At 37.2% G+C, this 22,934-nt stretch carries 15 protein-coding genes; 8 read left to right on the plus strand and 7 right to left on the minus strand.

Translation table 11 applies throughout. The features are described from left to right. The first annotated feature begins 503 nt into the window (after nucleotides 1–503). The 8 genes from ltrA to BW716_RS31680 all read left to right on the plus strand — a co-directional run bounded on the left by ltrA (nucleotide 504) and on the right by BW716_RS31680 (nucleotide 11,074). A complete protein-coding gene (gene ltrA, locus BW716_RS31640; RefSeq protein ID WP_220388877.1) occupies nucleotides 504–1,787 on the plus strand; it encodes a group II intron reverse transcriptase/maturase in 1,284 nt (427 codons plus the stop codon). A 1,044-nt stretch (nucleotides 1,788–2,831) separates the two neighbouring features. Then, nucleotides 2,832–5,225, plus strand: coding sequence for an outer membrane beta-barrel family protein (locus BW716_RS31645; protein ID WP_083730059.1), 2,394 nt, complete (start codon nucleotides 2,832–2,834; stop codon nucleotides 5,223–5,225). 812 nt (nucleotides 5,226–6,037) lie between these two features. Beyond that, nucleotides 6,038–6,280, plus strand: coding sequence for a hypothetical protein (locus BW716_RS36490; RefSeq protein ID WP_143709148.1), 243 nt, complete (start codon nucleotides 6,038–6,040; stop codon nucleotides 6,278–6,280). A 26-nt stretch (nucleotides 6,281–6,306) separates the two neighbouring features. Continuing rightward, nucleotides 6,307–6,531, plus strand: a complete 225-nt coding sequence (locus tag BW716_RS31660; protein ID WP_083730062.1) for a hypothetical protein — start codon at nucleotides 6,307–6,309, stop codon at nucleotides 6,529–6,531. A gap of 230 nt (nucleotides 6,532–6,761) precedes the next feature. After that, on the plus strand, nucleotides 6,762–7,964 hold the full coding sequence (locus BW716_RS31665) for a radical SAM protein (protein WP_083730063.1): 1,203 nt from the start codon (nucleotides 6,762–6,764) through the stop codon (nucleotides 7,962–7,964). Between the two features lie 18 nt (nucleotides 7,965–7,982). Continuing rightward, complete coding sequence (locus tag BW716_RS31670) at nucleotides 7,983–10,184, plus strand: peptidase domain-containing ABC transporter (RefSeq protein ID WP_083730074.1); 2,202 nt, start codon at nucleotides 7,983–7,985, stop codon at nucleotides 10,182–10,184. Nucleotides 10,185–10,186: 2 nt separating this feature from the next. Then, the gene (locus BW716_RS31675; RefSeq protein ID WP_083730064.1) at nucleotides 10,187–10,654 is read left to right on the plus strand and encodes a hypothetical protein; all 468 of its coding nucleotides are present in this window, start codon (nucleotides 10,187–10,189) and stop codon (nucleotides 10,652–10,654) included. 171 nt (nucleotides 10,655–10,825) lie between these two features. Further along, nucleotides 10,826–11,074 carry a hypothetical protein gene (locus BW716_RS31680; RefSeq protein ID WP_083730065.1) on the plus strand — a complete coding sequence of 83 codons (249 nt, stop codon included), beginning with the start codon at nucleotides 10,826–10,828 and terminating at the stop codon, nucleotides 11,072–11,074. A 570-nt stretch (nucleotides 11,075–11,644) separates the two neighbouring features. Here the strand turns inward: BW716_RS31680 and BW716_RS31690 are convergent. The 7 genes from BW716_RS31690 to BW716_RS31720 form a co-directional block, all read right to left on the minus strand. Next, nucleotides 11,645–12,445, minus strand: coding sequence for an FRG domain-containing protein (locus BW716_RS31690; protein WP_220388878.1), 801 nt, complete (start codon nucleotides 12,443–12,445; stop codon nucleotides 11,645–11,647). A gap of 77 nt (nucleotides 12,446–12,522) precedes the next feature. After that, on the minus strand, nucleotides 12,523–14,463 hold the full coding sequence (locus BW716_RS31695; protein ID WP_083730068.1) for a hypothetical protein: 1,941 nt from the start codon (nucleotides 14,461–14,463) through the stop codon (nucleotides 12,523–12,525). Further along, nucleotides 14,460–15,641, minus strand: a complete 1,182-nt coding sequence (locus tag BW716_RS31700; protein WP_083730069.1) for a serine protease — start codon at nucleotides 15,639–15,641, stop codon at nucleotides 14,460–14,462. Before BW716_RS31700 ends, BW716_RS31695 begins: the two co-directional genes overlap by 4 nt. Nucleotides 15,642–15,643: 2 nt before the next feature. After that, nucleotides 15,644–16,828, minus strand: a complete 1,185-nt coding sequence (locus BW716_RS31705; protein ID WP_083730070.1) for a hypothetical protein — start codon at nucleotides 16,826–16,828, stop codon at nucleotides 15,644–15,646. Between the two features lie 499 nt (nucleotides 16,829–17,327). Beyond that, nucleotides 17,328–18,224, minus strand: a complete 897-nt coding sequence (locus BW716_RS31710) for a hypothetical protein (protein ID WP_083730071.1) — start codon at nucleotides 18,222–18,224, stop codon at nucleotides 17,328–17,330. A gap of 457 nt (nucleotides 18,225–18,681) precedes the next feature. Beyond that, nucleotides 18,682–20,466 (minus strand): hypothetical protein, encoded by a 1,785-nt coding sequence (locus tag BW716_RS31715; protein WP_083730072.1) that lies wholly within the window; start codon nucleotides 20,464–20,466, stop codon nucleotides 18,682–18,684. A 382-nt stretch (nucleotides 20,467–20,848) separates the two neighbouring features. Then, on the minus strand, nucleotides 20,849–22,789 hold the full coding sequence (locus BW716_RS31720) for a restriction endonuclease (RefSeq protein WP_083730073.1): 1,941 nt from the start codon (nucleotides 22,787–22,789) through the stop codon (nucleotides 20,849–20,851). Between the last annotated feature and the right edge of the window lie 145 nt (nucleotides 22,790–22,934).

The following is a 22,934-nucleotide window of genomic DNA, read 5'->3' on the forward strand; positions in this document are numbered from 1 at the left end:
CCGAAGCGTAGACAGCGACTACTGAAGGTATGCTATTGAACCTCGAAACTGTCCTCAATGTTGAAGCTTTAGTTGTTCGAAATGCTAATGCAACATCTAACCTGCGTTACCTGACGAGCAGGGGCGATTCGACCGGGGTCTGAGAACATATCAAAGGTAGACAGGGGTAATACGGGAACACAGGAGAGCCTAACGTCTCCGAACGGAAGTCGGATTTTTATTTAAGGATTTACCGAGCAATAAATAATCCAGGCATCCAAGGTTAGTATCACCACCTTGTATTGCGTTAAGAAAAGGTGATATCGGGAGGTATCCACGCCGAGAGAGATCGAAGGCAAGGAGAAGGACGAAGGCAGTCTTAGCATCCTCATAGTACTGTTAGAAAGGTGGGAAATCAGCTCTATGAAAGCCACTGAGTAAGGAAGGGGGATGTCTGTTTACGGAACCAGCATCTTAGCAACACTAAATGTACCAGAGACATGAAATAAGTGTTAACAGTAGAGATGCAGATAGCGGCACGGGCAAGGAAATACCGGGGAGAAGCCTTGACGAACCTGCATGAGTTTATTAATGTTGATATGTTAAATTCCTGCTTCGATAGCCTCAATAAGAAAGGGGCAAGCGGGGTAGATGGAGAAAAATGGATCGACTATAATAAGCAAAGAGAAGAAAGAATACCTCAACTATTGACTGCATTTAAGAGCGGTGTTTATCGTGCGCCCCATATCCGCCGAGTACTTATACCCAAAGGAGAGGGCAAATACCGGCCGCTGGGTTTGCCAACGTTGGAAGATAAATTACTCCAGACGTCGGTAACCCGAGTGCTGACACCAGTCTACGAGGAAATATTCTATTCCTGTTCGTATGGTTTTAGACCTGGGAAATCTCAACATCAGGCATTGGAGGAATTATCCAGAGAAGTGAGCGTAAACCGGATGCGCTATATAATAGACGCTGACATGCAAAACTACTTTGGGAGTATCAATCATCAATGTTTGCGGGAGTTCCTTGACCTAAAGATAAAAGATGGTGTGATAAGGAAAATGATCGACAAGTGGTTGAAGGCCGGCATAATTGAAAATGGACAGGTGACGTATCCAACAGAAGGAACGCCTCAAGGGGGGAGCGTTTCCCCATTGCTTAGCAACGTTTATTTACACTATGTTTTGGATACCTGGTTCAAAGACCAAATCCAGCCATTACTGCGAGGTGGCAGCTTCATCATCCGCTTTGCGGATGATTTTCTGTTGGGGTTTACTAACAGGGAAGATGCCTTACGGGTGATGGAAGTACTGCCGAAGCGATTAGGGAAATCTGGCTTGACCTTGCACCCTGAAAAGACCAGATTAATTGATCTGGAAGAAGAAAAGAAGGGCGGAAATCATCCAATTAAAACGTTTGACTTCTTAGGCTTTACCCATTACATGAGTAGAAGTCTGAAAGGGAAGCGCATCCTGAAACGCAAGACAAGCAGTAAGAAACTGAATCAGGCTTTGAAACGCTTAAGCGACTGGATCAAGTTCTACCGACATAAGCTTCCGATAAGGGAACTTATCGCAGAGCTGAACCAAAAGCTGCGCGGCCATTATGCTTACTACGGTATAACATTCAACTGCAGGAAGCTGCATATTTATTACAACCGGACCAAACATCTGCTCCATAAATGGCTCAACCATCGGGGCGGAAAACGAGTCTGGACATGGGGTAAGATAGCAAAGCTAACTACAGAATGGATACCACTTATTCGACCAAAGATCTATCACAGCTATCAGTTAGCGAAACCGTAAATAGAGGAACCGTATGCGGGAAAACCGCTCGTACGGGACTGTGGGGGAGCGGGGAGGTAACGAACCGCTCTACCCGGAACCAGTTTATGGAAGATTTATCTGAGATTCACAACTTTATTGGTAAAATGAAATTAAAAATCTATTGAAAGCCAGTTAACGATCATATATCATTTATATCCTGGGGTGATACCTGGTTTGATATGGAAACATAAGTGTTCCCAGTTGCATCAGAATTACCACCTAGTGCCGTTATAAATTTTATTACAATGTTTCATCGATATTATTGGAGGGATAGGATGCAATATTCATTGCTGAGTTATTCCCCTTATAACTCCTTTATTCGTTTTTTGATTAAGTATTTATAGCTTTTATCGAAGGAAGGAATTTGGAATGTGCTTTTAGAAGAGCACTTAAGAAAAAGTGATTTGTCTCTAGTAACTCCTTGCCCTGTTTTTTTTATATCAACAAAGCGTTTAAATCTTTCGAATTGAAGGCATTTAAGCTTGCCGAGCGGAAGGAAACCTGTTGAAAAATAGTAATTTATTTATTAAGTATTGTAAACCAATTTGATATAAGTATTTCTGTAATTATAGTCAATGACCAATCACTAGATGTTAAATTTTTTTAAAGTTTTTATTTCAGTATTTTCTGTACAACAATGTTTTTATTAATTAAATTTCCTTCTTTAATTTTTTTTACCTATACTTGTCTTGTTGTTAAACTACTCGGGATATACTATACAATGTGAGAAGCGCGAATCTGATTATTATTTACCCAACCATTTACCTATAGCTTAATTTAAATCATAATTATTAAAATTTATCGTGTTATACCCGGCATGATCATTTAATCAACCAGTCATGTCATAAGTGTTCACATCGGCTTTGTGCTAATGGCAAGTTATATTTATTTCTACTAAAATACCTGTTACTCAATTGGGAGTACTAATTGCATATTCGCTACAATGTTGCGAAGGAGGATCTTATTGCCAAAATCTGTCCATATTAATATTAAGATTTCGAAATAAAGCATTTATAATTAACCATGAAGCGCCTGATTGTTTTTTTTACGCTCGTAATATTATTTTTCAATGCTAGGTTATATGCACAATATATTCTTCAGGGAAAGATCTCAGATAGTCTTACCAATTCTGCTTTAGAGCTGGTTACCATAACATTAGAGGCTGGAAAAGGGGAACAGCAGATAGCATTCAGCGACAGTACTGGATATTATAAGTTAAATATTAATGAACGAAATAGTTATCGGTTGAAATTCTCCTTTTTGAATTATGGAGGTAAGGAATTATCACTTTGGGTAGATGGTGATACCACTATTAATATTGCAATGAAAAGAAACACCCAACTACTTAATTCGGTAGATATAAAAGGAAAGAAACCAATTATAGAAAGGAAAATCGACAGATTAATATTTAATGTAAGTAATAATATTAATACTAATGGCGCCGATGTTATGGAGTTATTATCAAAAACTCCTCAGGTTAAAGTGGATGGGAATGCGATTCGTATAATCGGAAAGGAGGAAGTCTCAATCATGATTAATAATCGTCCATTGCAATTTTCAGCGGATGCGCGGGCTAATTATTTGAAATCCCTTCCTGCTGAATCAGTAGAAAGCATAGAAATTATGACTACTCCGCCAGCGATGTACAATGCACAGGGTAGTAGTGGGATCATTAATATCATTCTAAAAAGAAAAAAAGAATTGGGATACAATGGAACATTGACCCTTTATGCGCAGAAGACCCGGGAACAATTAGCCCGAAGCAATATTTCTCTGAACTATAACAAAAAGAATATAAGATATTTTGCAATTGCTGGCGTCGCCAAAGGCAGCAGGTTAGATTCTTATTCCGGTTCCATTTATTATAGCGATCAAACTCAGGTTACAAAGAATGATGTGAAAGAGCTTTCTCAATTTGCGAGTGGACAGTTTGGTTTTGATGCTGATCTGGGTAAAAATAGCCTGGTAGGTGCTTCTATTAATATCCTCTATTCTTATCCTTATCAGACAGGTAATAATTATACTACTTTCTTAAATAAAAATAAGGGGATTGACTCTATATCGGATCAATATATAAAAAATAATATCACCTATAAGACAGCCAGCGCGAATGTACATTATGAAAAATTCCTGGACTCTCTTCATAAAAAACAATTAACCGTTGATGCTGACTGGACGATAGATCATTCTGCCTTACCAAGGAGTATAGACAATAATTTGTATGATGGAGAAAGACATGAATTAACAGATAGATATTCTCAGCTAACGTCCAATAATTTTCAATCTTCTAAATTTTATTCACTTAATGCAATTGTAAAGTTGCCAGCTAAAAAACATGATCTGTCATTTGGTGCTAAAGTTAATTTTATTAAGAATGATAATGATGTGGATTTGAATACGCATCAAATAGGGATCGATGATTTTTACAGCAGGAATGTTTTTAAATTGAATGAAAATACGCAGGCACTGTTCCTTAACTATAGCACTACTATTGGAAAGCGGCTGACCTTTCAGTCAGGATTGAGAGGAGAATATACCCAAACGAAAGGACATTCATATAATGGTTCAGACACGATCAATCATAACAATTATTTCAATCTGTTTCCAACAGTTTACCTGCAATACAAGCTCAATGATAAAAATCAGCTGACCATTGATTATGGAAGAAGGATCAATAGACCATCCTTTACATTTCTGAATCCTTTTCGCCGTTATCTGAGTCAGTACCAATATCTAGAGGGAGATCCTTATCTAACCCCTTCTATCACTAATAATTTTTCTATTTCAGAAACCTGTAATAATCTGAATTTTTCTCTTTCGTATAGCTTTAGCGATGACAAGATCGGTGTTATAGGTATCCCGGATGAAGATACCAAAATCACGGCTACAAAGTATGCTAACTTCCTTTCTTCTCAATTTGTTCAGGCAGGGGTCTCCTATTATCAGGCAAATATTAAGTGGTTAGAAAGTGTGGACGAGGTATATGTTTATTATAACAGTGCAAGATCTTCTCTTTCTTCAACGGCTGCTGTTACTGATGGTTGGGGGGCGATTTTCAGGAGTAACAATACCTTCTATTTTAATAAAGATAAAACCCTGGCAGGAGGTGTAGAGTTTAATTATCAATCTAAAGATGTAAGCGATATAGAGCAGAATGCGGGATATTACTACTTCAATATTACAGGACGTTATAGATTCCCGAATGGCAAACTACAAATAGGATTGAACGTAAATGATATTTTCAGGACAAGGAAGTTTTCTTCCAGCTATATAGCAAATGGGATCTTGATTACCAACAGTGGTTATAATGATGCCAGGAAGGTAGGTCTAACCATGAGATATAATTTCGGGAATAAAAAATTAAAGACAGGTAATGCACATTCTTCAGAAACCAATACAGGAAGAGCTGGTAGTTGAGGGGTGATTTTTTAACAAAAAAAATAATAGAAATGAAAAAATCAAATGTTTAAGACAGCAATTAATGCATCCACCCATTGAGGCATGCTGTTAAACTCATAGCTATAAGAGACGAGTTTAACGTAATAGCAGATAGACCGTATCCAATGTTTCTTGTACTAACAGTATATGTGGAGAGGTCATCAACTATTATTGTCTAAATATAGCACTTTTAACGTCTCGCCAAATGCTACAGAGTGTGGCTATGCCGGTGATTTTAATTGTAAATCAATTTAAAAAAATGTAAGATGAAAAGTATCCAATCCCTAATGACCCAACTAAACGCCTCTGGTGATGGAAAGCTCACAGGTGGTTTTGGGGCTATTAAAGGCGGTGCAAGCCTGATTGCATCAAGTAATTCGTCATGTACAAATTCAACTTCTTGTACTGAAGGATCAAATTCTGTATGTGTTAATACAGGTACCTGTTCTGCTACAAATACAGGTAATGGGACTTACGTTTGTGCTAATAAGGGTACTTGTTCCTGATTATTTTATTCACTTAAAAACCATTAAAAATGAAAAAGAGTATTTCTTTATTTATTAAACACATTAATACCAGCGAAGACGGTAAAATTTCGGGTGGATTCGGAACTATTAGAGGTGGCATTTAGTGTAAATGCTGCCTATATAAACACTAATTATAGTTGTTCAAACGAAGCAACATTCTGTTCAAATACTAATTCCGATTGCACAAATTATTTGGGATGTGAAGACACAAGCAATTTTCAAACTTGTACAAATTTAGGTGATTGTTAGTTAATTGAAAAAAATATGAAGAAAAGCATCAAATCCCTAATGTCTCAATTAAACGCCGCTACTGATGGAAGGATCTCTGGTGGTTTTGGGGCTATCAAAGGTGGTGCAAGCCTGGCTGCATCAAGTAATGTATCATGTACCAACTCAACTTCCTGCACTGAGGGCGTAAATAGTGCATGTACTAATTCCAACACTTGTTCCTCTACAAATGTGGGTAGTGGAGTATCTGTTTGCACAAACAAAGTTACCTGTTCATGATTATTTAATTAATTAAACTACTAAAAATGAAAAAGAGCATTTCATCATTTATCAAAAGCATCAATACCAATTCAGAGGGTACTATCACCGGTGGATTCGGTTCTATCAGAGGTGGGTTCAGCACATTTGAAGCGTCCAATACCTGCAATAATACGGGTACTTGCACAGGTACTAACTATACTTGCACAAACGGCACTGATTGTACAGATACCACGAACAAACAAGGTTGTAACAACTCTAAGAGCTGCTAATCTGATCGTTTAGCATAGTTCGTAAAACCCAAACTACTACCAGCCTCCTGTATTAATATATTCCATAAAAAATAAAATTTTCTATCTGCACTCACAATGCGGACAGATATCTCTTTATGCCATTAATGATGAAATTATGAAAGTTAGTCGTTATAATTTTTTTTTTTGAGTATGATCAACAGACCATTGGATTCAATTCATTCACCAGAGAATATATAATACTTGATCCAATGTTAGTAGCGATGTATGAGGCTTCTGTCAAAAAAGCTGATTTCACGGAGCTAGACGAAGTACATCCAACATTCTATAACTTTCTAATTGAAAAGGGGTTTATTGTCAATGACGATTTGGATGAGATAGAACAGGTGAAAAATATAGTTAACCAGGTTGATAATAATGATACCCTGTTTGAGCTCCATATTAATCCTACCATGAACTGTAATTTTAAGTGTTGGTATTGTTATGAAACCCATATCAAAGATTCAAAGATGGATGAAGATACAAAGCTTAATACACTTCGGTTTGTGTCGGCCATACTAGAACAAATGCCTAACCTTAAAGAACTATCCATTTCATGGTTTGGAGGTGAACCTTTGCTATATTTTAAAAAAGTAGTAGCCCCGCTTTTGGAAAAGGTCAAAACACTGTGCACAGATAAAGGTGTTATGTTCACTTCATCCATGACTACTAATGCTTTACTTATCAACCAGGAGATAGCCGATCAGGCTAAAAGTAACAATCTTTCCTTTTTTCAGATCACGCTTGACGGACATCGGGAAAGACATGATAAAGTTAGGTTTATATCTGAAGGCAAGGGATCTTATGATGCAATAGTATCAAACATCAAACTCTTATTGAAAAATCAATTGACAGTACTGGTAAGGATTAACTGCTCACCAGAAACGCTGCCTGGCTTAAATGATATTTTAACGGACTTTGAAGAATTAAATGAAACCGACAGAAGTTATCTTTCCTTTGATATACATAAAGTTTGGCAGGAGCTGGAAAACATAGACGACCAGGATTTAAGAGATGCCCGCTGGTATTATCGGGAAAAAGGATTTAAGGTAGATACTGCGTCACATGATACCGTTTTGGGATCCTGCTATGGTGATCATAGAAACCATGCTACTATCAATTATAATGGGGAGGTATTTAAATGCACTGCAAGGGATTTTACAACTAATAATAGTGAAGGTATTTTATCTGATGATGGTAAGATCCTCTGGAACCCCAAATATGAAAAACGCATGAGTAGTAAATTTAAGAATAAGCCATGTCTTGAATGTAAGATCATGCCTATATGTAATGGAGGGTGTTCACAACAAGCAATTGAGCATGAGGGGATTGATTATTGTGTATATGATTTTGATGAAGATAAAAAGAAACAGATGGTCATTGAAAGGTTCCTGGAAGCAATAGTTTACGCATAAAATAACACTATGTTTAACATGGGGAGAAAAAGATTCTTTTACCGCCAGCATGACTCAATAGATTGTGGGCCTACCTGTTTAAAAATGATCGCGCGTTTTTATGGGAAGTTGTACCCCCTTGACTATTTGCGTGAGAGATGTTTTATTAGTAGAGAAGGAGTTAGTCTTTTAAGTATCAGTGAGGCTGCTGAAAGTATCGGATTTCGTACGCAGATGGCATATGTAGATATGGATCTGCTTGTAAACGATTGTCCATTTCCGGCCATACTGCATTGGGATCAAAACCATTTTGTTGTTTTGTATGGTATTAAAAAGGCTTTATTAACAAAGAAAATTTATTTTATCGTCGCTGATCCTGCATTTGGAATAGTAGCGCTCGATGAAGAAAAAATACATAGATCCTGGATATCAACATTTGACAATAAAGGAACCATTCTTTTATTAGAACCATCCTCTGAATTTAGATTGGCCCGTGAAGTCAGAGAAAAAAGATTGGGATATGGTTTTTTACTAAATTATTTATCTCCTTTTAAGAAGCATATTGTATTGTTAATAGGAGCAATGCTGGGGGCTAGTCTTATTTCTCTTTCTTTTCCTTTCCTAACCCGGTTATTGATTGATGAAGGAGTAAGCAGAAAGAACATCTCATTAGTTTACCTTGTATTGCTCTCTCAATTATTTTTGTTTATTGGGAGTACTGTCATTGACTTTATCCGAAGTTGGTTATTATTACATATTAACGCGAGGATCAGCCTGCATATCATATCCGATTTCCTATCAAAGTTACTTAGGCTGCCGTTAAAGTTTTTTGAAACGAAGGCTGTTGGAGATCTATCTCAAAGGATAAACGACCATCATAGAATAGAAAACTTCTTAACAGGAACGGTATTAACGTCCATATTTTCTTTGATAAATATGCTCCTCTTTACCGCTATTCTTGCTTATTTCAGTTGCCTGATCTTTTCCATCTTTGCGATCCTAAGTGTAATTAGTGTAGGGTGGATATTTCTTTTTCAGAAAAAAAGAGAACAGTTGGACTATAAGCGGTTTGCTACCAGTAGAGAAAATCAGGATAAGCTTTATGAAACAATTATTGGCATGCAGGAAATAAAATTGTTTGGAAGCGAAGCCAATAAACGTAATGAGTGGGAGCAGTTGCAGGTGAAAAATTTTAACCTGGGTATAAAGGCTCTCGCACTAGAACAGTATCAACAATCGGGCTTTATCTTCATCAATACAATTAAAAATATTGTTGTATCCTTCCTTGCTGCCAGCTATGTCATAAAAGGAGATATCAGTCTGGGGGTGCTGCTTAGTATTTCATATATCACCGGACAGATTAACGGACCTATAGAACAATTGGTTAGCTTTATTAAAGCCTCACAGGATGCACGACTCAGTATAGATAGATTGCAGGAGATTTTTAATAAAGAAGATGAGGAAAGCCATTCTGATCAATTCCAACGAGAGCGTGATCTTCACAGGGATATCATTATTGACCATCTGTCCTTTCAATATGAAGGTCCTAATTCTCCATTTGTACTTAAAGATATTTCAATGGTCATTCCAAAAGGGAGAATAACAGCTATTGTAGGTACGAGTGGCAGTGGAAAAACAACACTGTTAAAATTGCTTTTAGGATTTTATAAACCAGTGAAGGGCGAAATTATGATTGGAGAAAGCCCTCTTCATACATTATCGCCTGGTCTCTGGCGAGGACAGTGTGGTACCGTGATGCAGGAAGGATATATCTTTTATGATACTATAGCTGGAAATATAGCAATGAATGGTGAAGAGATCGATGATCAATTAATGGAAAAAGCAGTGGTAACTGCCAATCTAATGCCGTTTATTGAGGGGCTGCCACTAGCCTATACTACGAAGATAGGAGCCTCTGGTCTCGGGATTAGCGGAGGGCAAAAGCAACGAATCCTGATTGCACGAGCTGTATATAAAAACCCTCATTACATTTTCTTTGATGAAGCTACCAGCAATCTTGATACTAACAATGAACGAGTGATCATGGAAAATTTGAATGAATTTCTAAAAGGTAAAACTGTGGTAATCATTGCTCATCGCTTGAGTACGGTAAGAAATGCAGATCAGATCATTGTATTGGAAAATGGTCATATTGTAGAAACAGGGAATCATGATCGGCTTGTGAAGAACAAGTATAAGTATTTTGAACTGGTAAAAAACCAACTTGAATTAGGTAGTTAAATATGGAACCCAATAAATATAAAGTAAGATCTGAAGAAGCACAGGAAATTATCCATAATCCTCCTAAAGGATTATTGGTCTGGGGCGGTTTGGGCATTGGAGGACTTATTTTTGGATTGTTTATTTTACTAAACACCCTTAAAGTGCATGAGACTGCCAATATACCTATTACTATTTTACCATTTCCATCTGACACTTCATTTATGATATTATCATTGAATACTGCCATATCGAAAAATATAAAAGCTGGACAGCCTGCAAGGCTCAGTTTAAATATGGAATCAAAACAGACTATTAATGGAGATGTGGCAGGTGTTACCTTTACTGAATTTAATGTTCCTCTTATCTTATTTAGAAAACGACACAATTTAGTTGATGTAAAAGTGGGGATGATAGGGACTTTAGAAATAGCAATTCAGAAACAGTCATTATTTGACATGCTATTTAAGAGCATATTCACTTTATCATAGGGTAAATATTTTTACGAGGTTATGTTGTAGTCGGTAACGGACAGTGTACAGTGTCTCATTAAATGTGATACCTGCAACCAGCCATTTACAGGTTATGTAGTCAAAGCAAAATCACTGTGGTATTATAAATGCCGAAAAGATGGCTGTAAGTGCAATAAAAGCGCCAAAAGGATGCATGAACTATTTGAGCAGTTATTAAGTCAATTCTGTTTTGATGATAATCAGATAGAATTCCTTAGAAAGGTACTTCTAGAGGAGTATTATGAAATGAACAGGGAAAACATAGAACAACAGAAAATATTAACCGCTCAATTAAAGGAGGTTGATAACAAGATCGACGGCTTGGAGGAAAGTAGGTATGTATTAAAAGAAATAGGGCAGGAGACGTTCGATAAGTTTTATTCCCGGTATAGTAAGTAGCGGAATCTTATTTCCACCAACCTGGAAAAATGCACCGGAAGTATTTCGAACCTGGAAGAAGTAATCAACCAAGCCATATCTCTTTCTTCCAATCTCGCTATGGTATGGCGTTCCAGTAACACAGGTGCAAAGGAAAAGCTTCAAACTCTCATATTCCCCGACGGAATTATCTATGACCGACAAAATGAGACATTTCGAACTCCCAAAGTTAACTATATTTTTATCCGTATTGCCCAACAGGTGGGTAATACGAGTAAAAACGAAAAAGGGACCGATCATCTTTTCGATAATCAGTCCCTCTTAGCGGCCCCAGGTATCGGAACCTCGAACCAAATTATGCAGGATTGGATAGATTTAGGAGGTGTTTAGGCTGAAATAAGTGAATATAGTATGCGAAAAGTTCGAGGTTGGTATATGTTGCCTGAACTAATAGCTTCTGATAAGTTACAAAACAGAGCAGCTGTAGTCAACCTTATACAAGCTCATTTTAACAATAAGCAGGGCTTTATCCTCCGGTTTATTAAAAATGGCAGAGAAATCAAATCCAGTTATTAGAAAGGATATTCTTAACTATAACTTCTTTCCTTTAGTTGCCGTATCATCAATCTCCTGTTCATCAGGCAACAGTGTATGTGACCATTCTGCATAAGCAGCGATTCCATCCAAATCCTGGAAAAGGGTAAACCTGTTTATCCCTAGTTTATCCAGTTGGTACCTAATCTCAGAAAAACATTTACTAGGAATTTGTAATCGTTGTATATCCTTGCTAAAAGAAGAAGCTTTATTAAACGGAATAAAATTTTGCGTTTTCTTATCCAATTGCTGAGTTGTAAACCAACCAGACTGAGATTGAATCCGGATAGTTGAAATTTCGGGCTGAAAGACCTTTGGGCTTGTTTCCTTAAACGGATCAAGGTTCCGCAATTCCTCTGGTTTTAAAAATGCTTTCTTATCAACGAATAATACATATATAACGCCAGGTTCAATGGCGGGCTGTGAAACAGCAAACCATAATGCAGCCAATGGATTGCTTGTCCAATCCAGCAAACGGGTTGCCATACCATGGTGCTGAGCCAGCGCAAGCCACTCCCAGTCATTACACGGCATCCTTGTGATATGAGGTTTGGCCAATCGTTTAAAATTCTCCAGCATCTCTCTTTCTACCGACAACTCATTTTTACCACGAATCTTTACACGACTTAGCTTAGGCAAAAGTGGCCAGTCCTGGTTTTGTCCTCTGTAAAGAACATATTCAAGATTTGTTTTCCCTTCAATAAAACGTATAAATGTTTCGAGACAATCAATTTCCAGGTCGCCTTCACGCTTATTCAACTTCTGATGAGATCCAGGAGATGAGGCAGCCTTTTTCATAGCCCTGACTTTCGGGGCTTTATACCTTCTCGTCTGGGCCATTTTTTTTGCCGGAGCCATTATTATTTGTTTTGGGGTTAATTTTTCTTTGCAGGATCTGCTTTAGCACTTTCTGCGGATGTACTATTCGAAGCATCTACCTGCTGTGTAATACTGTCCTTTTTCTTTATAAAAGGTATATTATAGGTCAAACTAACAAATGGCTGCGCTGAAAATTTCGGTGTGTAGACAATCTCTTTCCCTGCTTCCGCATAACTTAATTTAGTTTTATCACCATCAGCATATTGACGGCTCAGCTTATTAACGTTTCCTAAAATATACCCTGCATTGATCGCTATCCGGTTTTCCTGTCCTATTAAAAAGCCCAATCCTGCCAGGTATCTTATTCGTGTTTTTTCGCTAAATGTAACTCCTGCGCCAATATTCGCAGAGATATTGAATCCTGGGCTAATCTTAGGATAAAAATGCATAAAACTCGCAAAACCGAACTCTCCTTTGCCATTACTCTCCTTGTAGAGTTGACTTCTTTTGTCCGTAACAGAGTCTGCTCCTGCTGATGATTTCATAATTGTACTGTCTGCACGGATAGCATATTTTTCGTCCTGTAAGCCGCTATAATACAAGCCGGTACTTACATCCACCTTAAAGCCGCCTTTTGTCCATGCATTCACTGATTTCTCCGAGACAATTGTTTTATAAGGAGTATTGACTTTTGCTTTAACGCTGAAAACAAACGCAATTTTATCATAACTGCCATCTACCGCAGGTATCTGTGTTATATTCTTATAATATGCCGCAGGCAGTGAATAATAATTCTTCAGAAAAGCATCGATAAGTTTTGTGTCGGCTTCTGTTGGCGTTGGGATTGACTGGGCTAGGAAAGATGAAATAGTTTGAACTGCGGCCTTTCCCAGATTCTTTACAAAATAATGATCTATCTGCTTTTTAGCATCCAATTTAAATTGTATAATATCATTTTGTTTATAGATACAATATTGTTGCAACAGGAGTAACAATTCTTCGATCTCTTTTGAATATAGGTACATCGCTACCCTAATTTTATCTTCCTGCGTTATTTTATGCGTTTCTTTACCCTGTACAGCACCCGCGGCCGCCTTTCCCCCCCCAAAAGCCAGCAGTTCAAGCAAACTATTAGATTCAATATTTGTACGGTCTGCGCGGTCTGTAATTTCAATATCGAATGCCTGGGGGTTAACATTAATTATTTCAAAGGATAGTGGTTGATCATCTCTAACCACTATTTTTCTCTTGCTCTCGAAGTTATTTATATTAGCACTGTCTACTGGCAGCAAATTTGTTCCGTTAAAATGATATCCTTTTAAAAAGTTTTTTTTATAATTTCCAATTAGATATAGGCTAGTACCATTTTTATAAAAGAAAGTTAGATTTCTATCTGCCAGATAAATAATACGGTTGACATTAAATTTATCAGCATCCAGAGGATTCGGACTATCGGGACCAGTGCAACCTACGCCGGAGGGGATAGAAAGAGCGTCAGTTTTAAGTCCTGTCAGATTTACCAGGTCTCCAATAGTAAGCGAAGATGCGCTATTACCATCAGGATTTTCAGTGCTTTTCTTATAAGTGAGCGTCAGACTTCCCAGGTCAGTGGTGCCGTCACTGAACCGAAGTATAGCCGTTCCTCCTTCCGGCAAAATGCTTAGTTTTCCTGTAATCTTGAAAGTAATCTGAGATGTTACACCTACTCCACTCCTGGTAATTGATGATAAGTTATTATTCGCGGATATGTCTGCCAGCTTCGCCCTTGTTCCTTCGTCATTTCCAATTTGTATGGTACTATTTTTTGTTATCTGCTGGAATTGTTGATCATTGAATCCAATAAAGTTTATTTCATATTGCTTTTCCTGAATATTGTCTTTGGGTATACTGTCAAGTCTTGGTTTGATATCATTAAAACCCCGAAATATAATTTGCGATTTAACCTGAAAGGATGTTAAACCAATTACAAGCGTACAAAGAAGTAATTTTCTATTCATACATTAATTATTTTAAAATCAAGTTGATCTGCTACATTATACCATGGAATAAGATAACTGCAGGTATCATCTGTTTCTGACGCTGTTTCAACTCCTCCAACTACATAACCTATTAGCTTCCCGTTTACACCAACTACAGGAGAACCGGAATCGCCAGGTTCTGAAATTTTCGTAGTACGAATCAACCCTTTGTAGCTTCGAATTGTATCATGCGCCATTAAGTCTACATCAAATGAGACATGATTGATTATTCCGGTCTGCGGACCGCTGGTTGCTCCAAAACTGTATAGCCTTAGACCTAATTCCAGTTCATCTTTCCGATAATAATCAACAATCAGCGTATTGGTAAAAAAAGGATGAGGAAACTTATTATCCATATCCTGATGTGTTATTTCTGTTAGTGCATAATCAAAAAAAGAATTTAGAGCACCTTTACTCACCTGAAACGGTTTACCTGAAGCAGAAAAAAGAATTTTTTTTGCCTGTAGATCGCCGAAAAAATAATCCGTCGAATCGACAATTTCGGACATTGCCACTACATGGAAGCAGGTAAGCATATAATTTATTTCGTCCTTTGATATAAAAAGTGTGCGTGTTCCACATATTTCTTTGTCACCGTTCAGCACTCTTCCACCGCAGTGAACCGGATTTCCCTGATCAGCCAGTATGCATCTTTCTTTATTCGTAGGATCATAATGGTGGGTTTTCGCGGAGGCGCTCAATTTCACATCTGTAGGGATACGGTAACCTTTAAAGAGAAAATACTCAGGTATCAGGGTAACCTGATCAGTTTTTTGAGATACTAAAAATGTCATACAGATACCATCAGCTGGTTCATCATTTTTATAACCAACACCAATACCCGTGATATAATTCTTTTTATAGTAGCGGTCGAAAAGGAAATTTTTTAGATTGATAGCAACTTCTACTGCTTCTTTAGCCGTTAGCGTACTAAAATCTGCTCCGGGAAATTCGAACTCAATATTATCAATACCTCCACTCCAGTAATAACAATTATTAGTAGCATGATACCAGATTGAATTTCCTTCAATCGTATCTCCAATTCCGACGCTATCAATATCAATCTCATCGCCGGGCCGAAGCCAGGATGGATTAGAGGTAGTTATAGAGGGCGCCCCAACTCTTGCATTCAAATAGCTATTGGATACAACTTTCATAACTATCCTTTTCTTTTTGGTGTTTCAGGAACAGTTGTACTTCCGTCTTTTGTATTAGATGTGGAAGGGACGGGCTTTGGTCCGGTACCCCTGAGTTGTATAATCTTATTCAATAGATCAAACCAGAAAGGAGCACCTAAAGAAACCGCAAATGCGGTAAGTAACCAACCGATGGGAGATAAGAACCAACCCTGATATTTCTTAACCAGCGAAATATGTGTGTAATAATCGTTCAGGGCGGCTTTTCCGTTTTCTATCTGTTTAAGCGTGTTCTTTAATGTATCCGTTTTTATAGTACTATCTCTGCCTACTTTTAGCACCAGGACATCAAAACGTTTCTCATCATTTTCGATGGCTGCCTTCAATTTTTTCTCCTTGTTTACATCCGGTTCGATTTTACCATATCCGAGGCCAAGCGTTAACTGTACAAGATTAATATCATCATTTAATCTGCCATTGATAGCCTTTGCTTCTTCATCTGTTGCAATCCCCAGCTGTTTACTATCTGCACCTGATTGTTTATAGTTGCCGGTAGCAAGATTAACCATTTGCTCCCTTGCTGATTTATCTTTCAACAGCAAATGTGCAATAGCAATGGAGTTGACATTTCCTGCAATGGCTATCCCCAGCCCAATTATTAATGTAACCCACTGGGTACGTCGCTTGTACCAACCAGTAGTTCTATCCTGACTATCATTAAACCATTTCTCAAGGGATAACTTAAACTTGTCTATATCATTAGCCGCATTCACCCAAAGCATCTTCAGGTACTTGCGTGTTTCTTCTCTTATCACGAATGAAGCTTGCCCGGTATTTGCAGGATTCGTTGCTGCAAACAACCGACTTCTTATAAGTTCCATTTGGGGAATTGTTTGATCAAAATGATCACCACGCAGGACTGCAATTAAAGTCTGGGAAAAATTATCAGCCGTAAAATAGGCTGGCAATTTCTGGTTGCCCGCTTTGGCCAAATACTTAATAAGAGGATATGCATAAAACTCAGCAGCAAGGCTATTTTTATCTTTTCTATCATCGTTAAGCATCCAGTATATGGATTTCTTCAATATTCCTGCTCTCACCTTAAACATCTGGGCATAGAACTCAGTAAGCACAGAAGCTAAGAGACTATATAACAGGTAAATAAAAATTAAACCTATAAATGCGTCAAGTGCGGGATTGCTAAACATTTTTTGTAAGGATGAAATGTATTAAATAGTATTGTGTTCCTCATTAAGATACATTGCATAGAAAAATGCTATTGAATGATCATAATGTTGATGATGTTGATGAATTAATAGTAACAATGGAGACATTACTGCTCTATCATTTTATCTGATGAATAAGCCTTATCAAAGTAATATGAAATTAAACAAATCAAAAAAGCCCGGCAATACCAACTAGTTTGTATTTTTCCATTCTTAAGAAAGGAAAAGGGATAATTATTACAACTATGATTTGTTCTTTCCTTGCGGGGCTACCGGGGATAACTTTCAAACCTTTTTAACGAAGATTTATCCAAAATTGCAGACTATTTAGGGTAATATACAGAGTCGACTACAGTCTTTATTGAGATAAAATGCCTGAGGGGATACCATCTATATCAGATATGGTTGCATGGGAACTTTGGCGTTGCGAATATATTTAAAGTTGTTGTTTTCTTAATGTTTATTTTGGATTATTCTTACCCTATTTATTATACCGTTGTAATGCCATCTCCAGAATTTTCTCTTCCCTCGCTGTACCGGAAAGACGATATATTTCTGGAATGTCTCCTCTGCCTAAATAAACGCTATTATATATGTCAATAAAGCGGGCTTCCTGCTGTAGATCAAGACTACGCAAATATTCCCATGCAATCATATGTCCGGCAATAGCGTCTTCCATGTTCATTTGTTCTTCTTTCTCAATAGTAGAGGTATAAAAAAAGTGCTCATTATATTTCTCTGCTGTCAACTGTGCTCTTGCTACCGCATAAGCTTCAGATTTACCCTGATCCAAATATTGCTCATAAGTTGATGCATATTTTTCAGCGTATATCTCAGAATAGATTTCTGCATTATCAGCGTAAAGTCTGGCATGCAATTCAGATTTACCTGATTTGATCTTTTGATGATAATTGGCGGACCATTCTTCCGCAAGTTGATGTGCCTCTTTAAATAAACAGAGATTACTGATAGCGTCTATGAATTGAGCTTTGTAAAACTCATCTTTGTCAAGTCCGGAACAATAAATGTTTAACTCTGTCAATGCCAGCGATTTATCATCTTTCCAAATGGTATACCAGGCCTCTGTAAATGCTTTCTCTTCGTCTTCCAGAAAACACTCCTTCGCATAGTAGGTTGCCCATAGTGTACCATGTCCGCGGTTTAATTGTGCACTATAATGTGTAACATAATCCCATGAACACCTAAGCGATGACTCACCCCATTCTTCTTTCGAACAATCTTCATTTTCATCCACATCTTTCAAGTAGAGTTCCACCTGTTCCCTGAATAAATCCACATAAGGATCCTCTATCCCTTTGGACAAAATGAATGCATTGATCTGCTGAGGAGTGAAGTATTTGTTTGCAAAAGGATACATAATGATATTCTTGTTGTGATGGTTTCCCTAAAATATTAGAAAATTAAAAAATCTCCAAATCTTTCGACCTGGATGCTTAAATTTTGTTATTTATTCCAAACTAAAATGTTTTGAAAACAACCTTATCGGTGTTACTTATCAGTGGCCCACCTACTACCCAGTTACTATTATACATTACTGATTCATTAACAGAAAATACTTGGAAGGTAGTTTGTATATTTCCCTTAAAATTCCGTTATCGTGTTTAGCAGCTTATCTCTATAACCAAAGTATCTTTCAAATATTTCTATACAATTTAGATCTATAGTTTGGCAGATTTAACACTTCCAGACATATTATAGGTAAGATTCAGCTTTAGGAAATTTACCAAGTTCTATTAAGAAATTCAGAAAAAGATAAGTCAAAAGGCTTGTACAAATTTATTTATTTCCATATGTCAATAGAAGGCCGACACCGGTTAATCATCTTCTGACCATGGGATAATGTTGAAGTCAGGCGCACTTGTTATTATCTTGAAAGTGGTGATACAGCTTTCTAATTCAGTAATTAGATGAATGGTACCTCCCTTTGCCTCCTGTTCTCTCAAAGATGAGACAAGCACAGATAACTGCTTTTTGATCTCATCATATGTCTTTTTCTCCTTAGGTAGATTTCCTTTTTCTATTTCCTCTTTCATCATCTTGAATACTTCAAAGATATATTTAGTAGCCTTGCGCACATTTTCATTGTCATGATAATATTTTGCAGTATGGCGTGGAATGGCACCAAAGTCATTAATTGTAGACCATACATTGAGTTTCCCATGGCGACGTGCATTGATCAAATGATCACCGATGCCGCGCAATATCAACCGGCTGGATGCTGGATCGTTAATGATCGTGTCGGCGATTAAGCTACCATCGAGATGGTAAGTATTTAACGTGTCGTTGAACAACCCTTCTTTAAGCGCGTCTTCGCCATTTAATAGTAACTGGAGATAAACAATTTCAACCAGAATGGACGCTCTTTGCAATGGTTCAAGATTTGGGAAATCTCCATGCTCTATGATCTTGGCAAGAAATTCCAAACTTCTGGCGGCAGCAGTATACAGATTTTTCGAAGAGTTACTAATGGCCAACTCTAGTATGTGACCTATGTCTTGAATAAAATCGATGATAGCTTCCCACTGGAGCTCAGCGTCTAAATTATGCTCAACATCGGGCTGCTTAAACAATTGCGCCAAGTTTGAAAGTCTGTTCTGTGGAGGACAGTTTTCTCGCAGATGTAATCTAAATGAAGTACTCAATACCTCTATGATTTTTCGAAGACTGATAATATCTCCTTTCTTAGCAATGTTTTCTGCCAGCTCTCTATAATAACGTTGAAGATTATGAAAATATAAAAGAGGTATCCTTTGTGCCGCAGCATGCTCATAAATGGCCATTATACAATCAGATACAGAATCGCAATACGCAGTGCTATCTGCCGCTGCCATCGCTAACGCTTCCATGTCCTTCAATAATATCGACATTCCTTCTACGACCGATTCACAGTCTTCTCGTCTAATCCCAGGCATAATGAGCTCATTGGCACTTTTCGCCATCCCCATTAATAGCATATGCAATGCTGAATTGTCATTCTCACGAATTGAATATATTATTTCGTCAAGGACAATGGACAATTTTAAATGAGTAGCACTCTTCCATTGTCCCATGTAATAAGCTTCCTTTGCTTCGAAAAAATCCGTCAACGTCAGGGTACAGATTAGCTCCTGCACAATCATTAAAGAATTCGTATCAGTAAGCAAACGATAAAACAGAGGGAAAACTGATATAAGAAATGCTAGGAAACAGAATAATATGAAGTAGCCAATCGTGAGATCTCTATCGGCTTTAAAATCTGGTATCCAAACATAACAGATTATAGAGGCGACCATCAAGAATGCCGACAGACTGCTATAACCAATAACATTGGAGTTATATAAGACATTGCTTGCCTTCCTTCTTTTTGCTTCCTTTGTACTGAGTTGATAAGTCAGCAGAAATCCGGCTGTCAAAAATCCCCAAAAAGTTGCTGTAGTTCCAACCAGGATTCCGAAGAAATTTCTAGCATCAACACCATTACTGAAACCGAGCCAATCTTCTACAAACCACCAAGACCAAAAGAATTTAATTGTTATAAAAAAGGCTACCAACAAAAAAAGTAACCAGAAATTCCCCAAAGAGTATTTGCTCTGATGGTGTTTTAATATTATTTTTTCCATTTGCTATCTGATGTTGCATAATGAATAATTGCGCTACATGAAGAAAATAATATTCTATCAACATTATCTATCCTATTGTTTAGTTCGGATTTAATGTGAGATTGAATCTTTGAAGCTAACATTTGATCTCACATTATTTTGAGTGTTTCCTTGTATATCTTTCCAATTGTTTGAAACCTGCTGGGATGGAAAAGTGGAATGGCAAGGCAGCAGCTCCCTCCGAGTTTTTTGGCTCATTTGAATTATTTCATTCAATAAGCAATTACATTTTATACTCCTGAAATAATCATAGTGGCAGTGTTGCCTAGAAATTGTAAACTAAAATAGTAGCAATTACAATTATCGTTTACATCTCTCAGCTCAAACAATATAAGTTATTCTTTTATACAATGTAATTGGTATCGTTGATGGTTTTGCCATCTGCAAGTAATTTTAAATCTTCAATAATGCACATTGCATCTTCAATGCACTGTTTAACCAACAAATCACTGGGCAAAAGAATTGATTTACGATAGCGAATATGAACTTTCATAGGCTTAGAGTTTACGCCAATATCGAGCATTACCTTACCTCTGAGGCTTAGCATATCCGCCAATAAACTTGGAATTTCGCTGGTATGAGAGTGTATTTCTCCTTCTTCTTTCAGGTGAGTAAACCCATGTTGGTGCTCCAATGCATACTTATATTTAAGTAACTCTATACCAATCTCTATTGTCATTTTTTCTACTAAGATATCACTAATGAGGCATATCAGGCGCTCAGAAAGGTCAACTGGGAAACCTAAATCATTCATATCTGAAATATAGAAAAAATCGGCTGGAGGCATTTCGTGGCTTACATTTTTAAGAATGTTATTCTTGGTTATATCATCCACCTCTAGAACATTAATATAAATGTTAGAAAGTTTTTTATGTATAGCATCAATCTCTCTTCCAGAGAAATTCGATGGTATCCCCCAAATTATACCGTCCTTATTATATAGCATTGCCACCCATTCATTAGGAAGTATACTACGAATTCTCATCGACAAGGCGTTATCAACATTAAAGGCTCCATAGAAACGAAAGTGTTCATAGGAGCTAATATTATTAAGCTGTCTCAACTGATTCTGGTAAACTTCCACAGGGTGTAACTTTTGATCAAACATCTGATATACATGCACTCCAGATTCATGAGTCCAGATCGCTTGTTCATCAGACTGGGGATAGGTTGGTTTGAAATGTTCCTTGCTTAGAGAACAATATTCAAACTCCCCATAAATTTGATCACAGTTAATGGTTACGTAAGTTTTGGCAGAGCACAATTTGATTTCTCTCGGTTCTCCCACATCAAAGAGAAAGATAAAAGACTTACATGAGCTAGCGGTAATATGCCACCATTTTCCTGGATCATTTTTGAGAGAAGGTAAAGCACCATTAAATAGAAAATCTATTACTTGATCTCTAACTAATTCAGGTTTATATTTATTCTCTTGAACAGTTACTTCAATAGCTAGCGCGTCGAATAATCGATAAGGATGGTCATTATTCTTTTCTGGAAGCACATAATGGATATCAATTTGACTTGTATGCTGAAACCATTTTTTAATACTAATTTCGATGCCACTGGGCAACTTTCCATTTAAATTATCGTCCTGGATAGATTTGACTTTACCTGTAGAAGTAATTAATTCAATTAATCGGTTACTACCTAGCTCTATATTTTCAAATCCATAATAGGGCAGTTTTTGAACGAACACATTAAATTTGAATCTGCGAAGACCACTTGTTTGCCCCATTCCACTAAACCATTTATGTAATATGTCCGCATTGTCTTTTATTAGATCCCATATTTTAAGATCATTCCAATAATCAATTTCTAAGTTGACATTGGACTCGGGAAATAAGTCCTCGGTTAGCCGATTGTATTCTCTATCAGTTACATATTTTTTTCCTTGAGGGGTTAAGTCGCCATTGGTAACAAAAAGTGCCGTCTTACATTTTTTTCGAAGACATACAGTGACCATGTTATCGAGGTCGGTTCCGTTATAATGGCTATTCACTTGCTGAGTATGCTTACACTGAATTAGGCATCTTGTGCCACTGGGACTCATGGTAAGAATATCTTGCTGTTCATCACCCTGTCCATCTGTGATGTCTACTTTACGGTGATTGAGAATTTTTACAAGAATATCCAGTATGAACTCTGGAAACTGCTTATAAGTTATCTGTGTTAAAAAATTAGATATCGCCTCCTTTGTAGGGCTAGTGGTGATGAGGTCCAGAGGATCAGGCAAAGTGTGATAAAATTGTTCTGTCATACCTCCAATAATCTTACTTGCCATTATACAGTAAGTTTTAAATTTGAGAGCTTGTAATAAGTAGACTTAAATTATTAAATGATTGATAAAATTTCAAATTTAGTCGAATAATTTTCAGTTGAGTTTAGTCAAATAAACCCAAAGAATAATTAGAACATGTTTAAAAATA

This window comes from [Flexibacter] sp. ATCC 35208 (assembly GCF_001975825.1).
Classification (GTDB): Bacteria; Bacteroidota; Bacteroidia; order Chitinophagales; family Chitinophagaceae; genus Chitinophaga.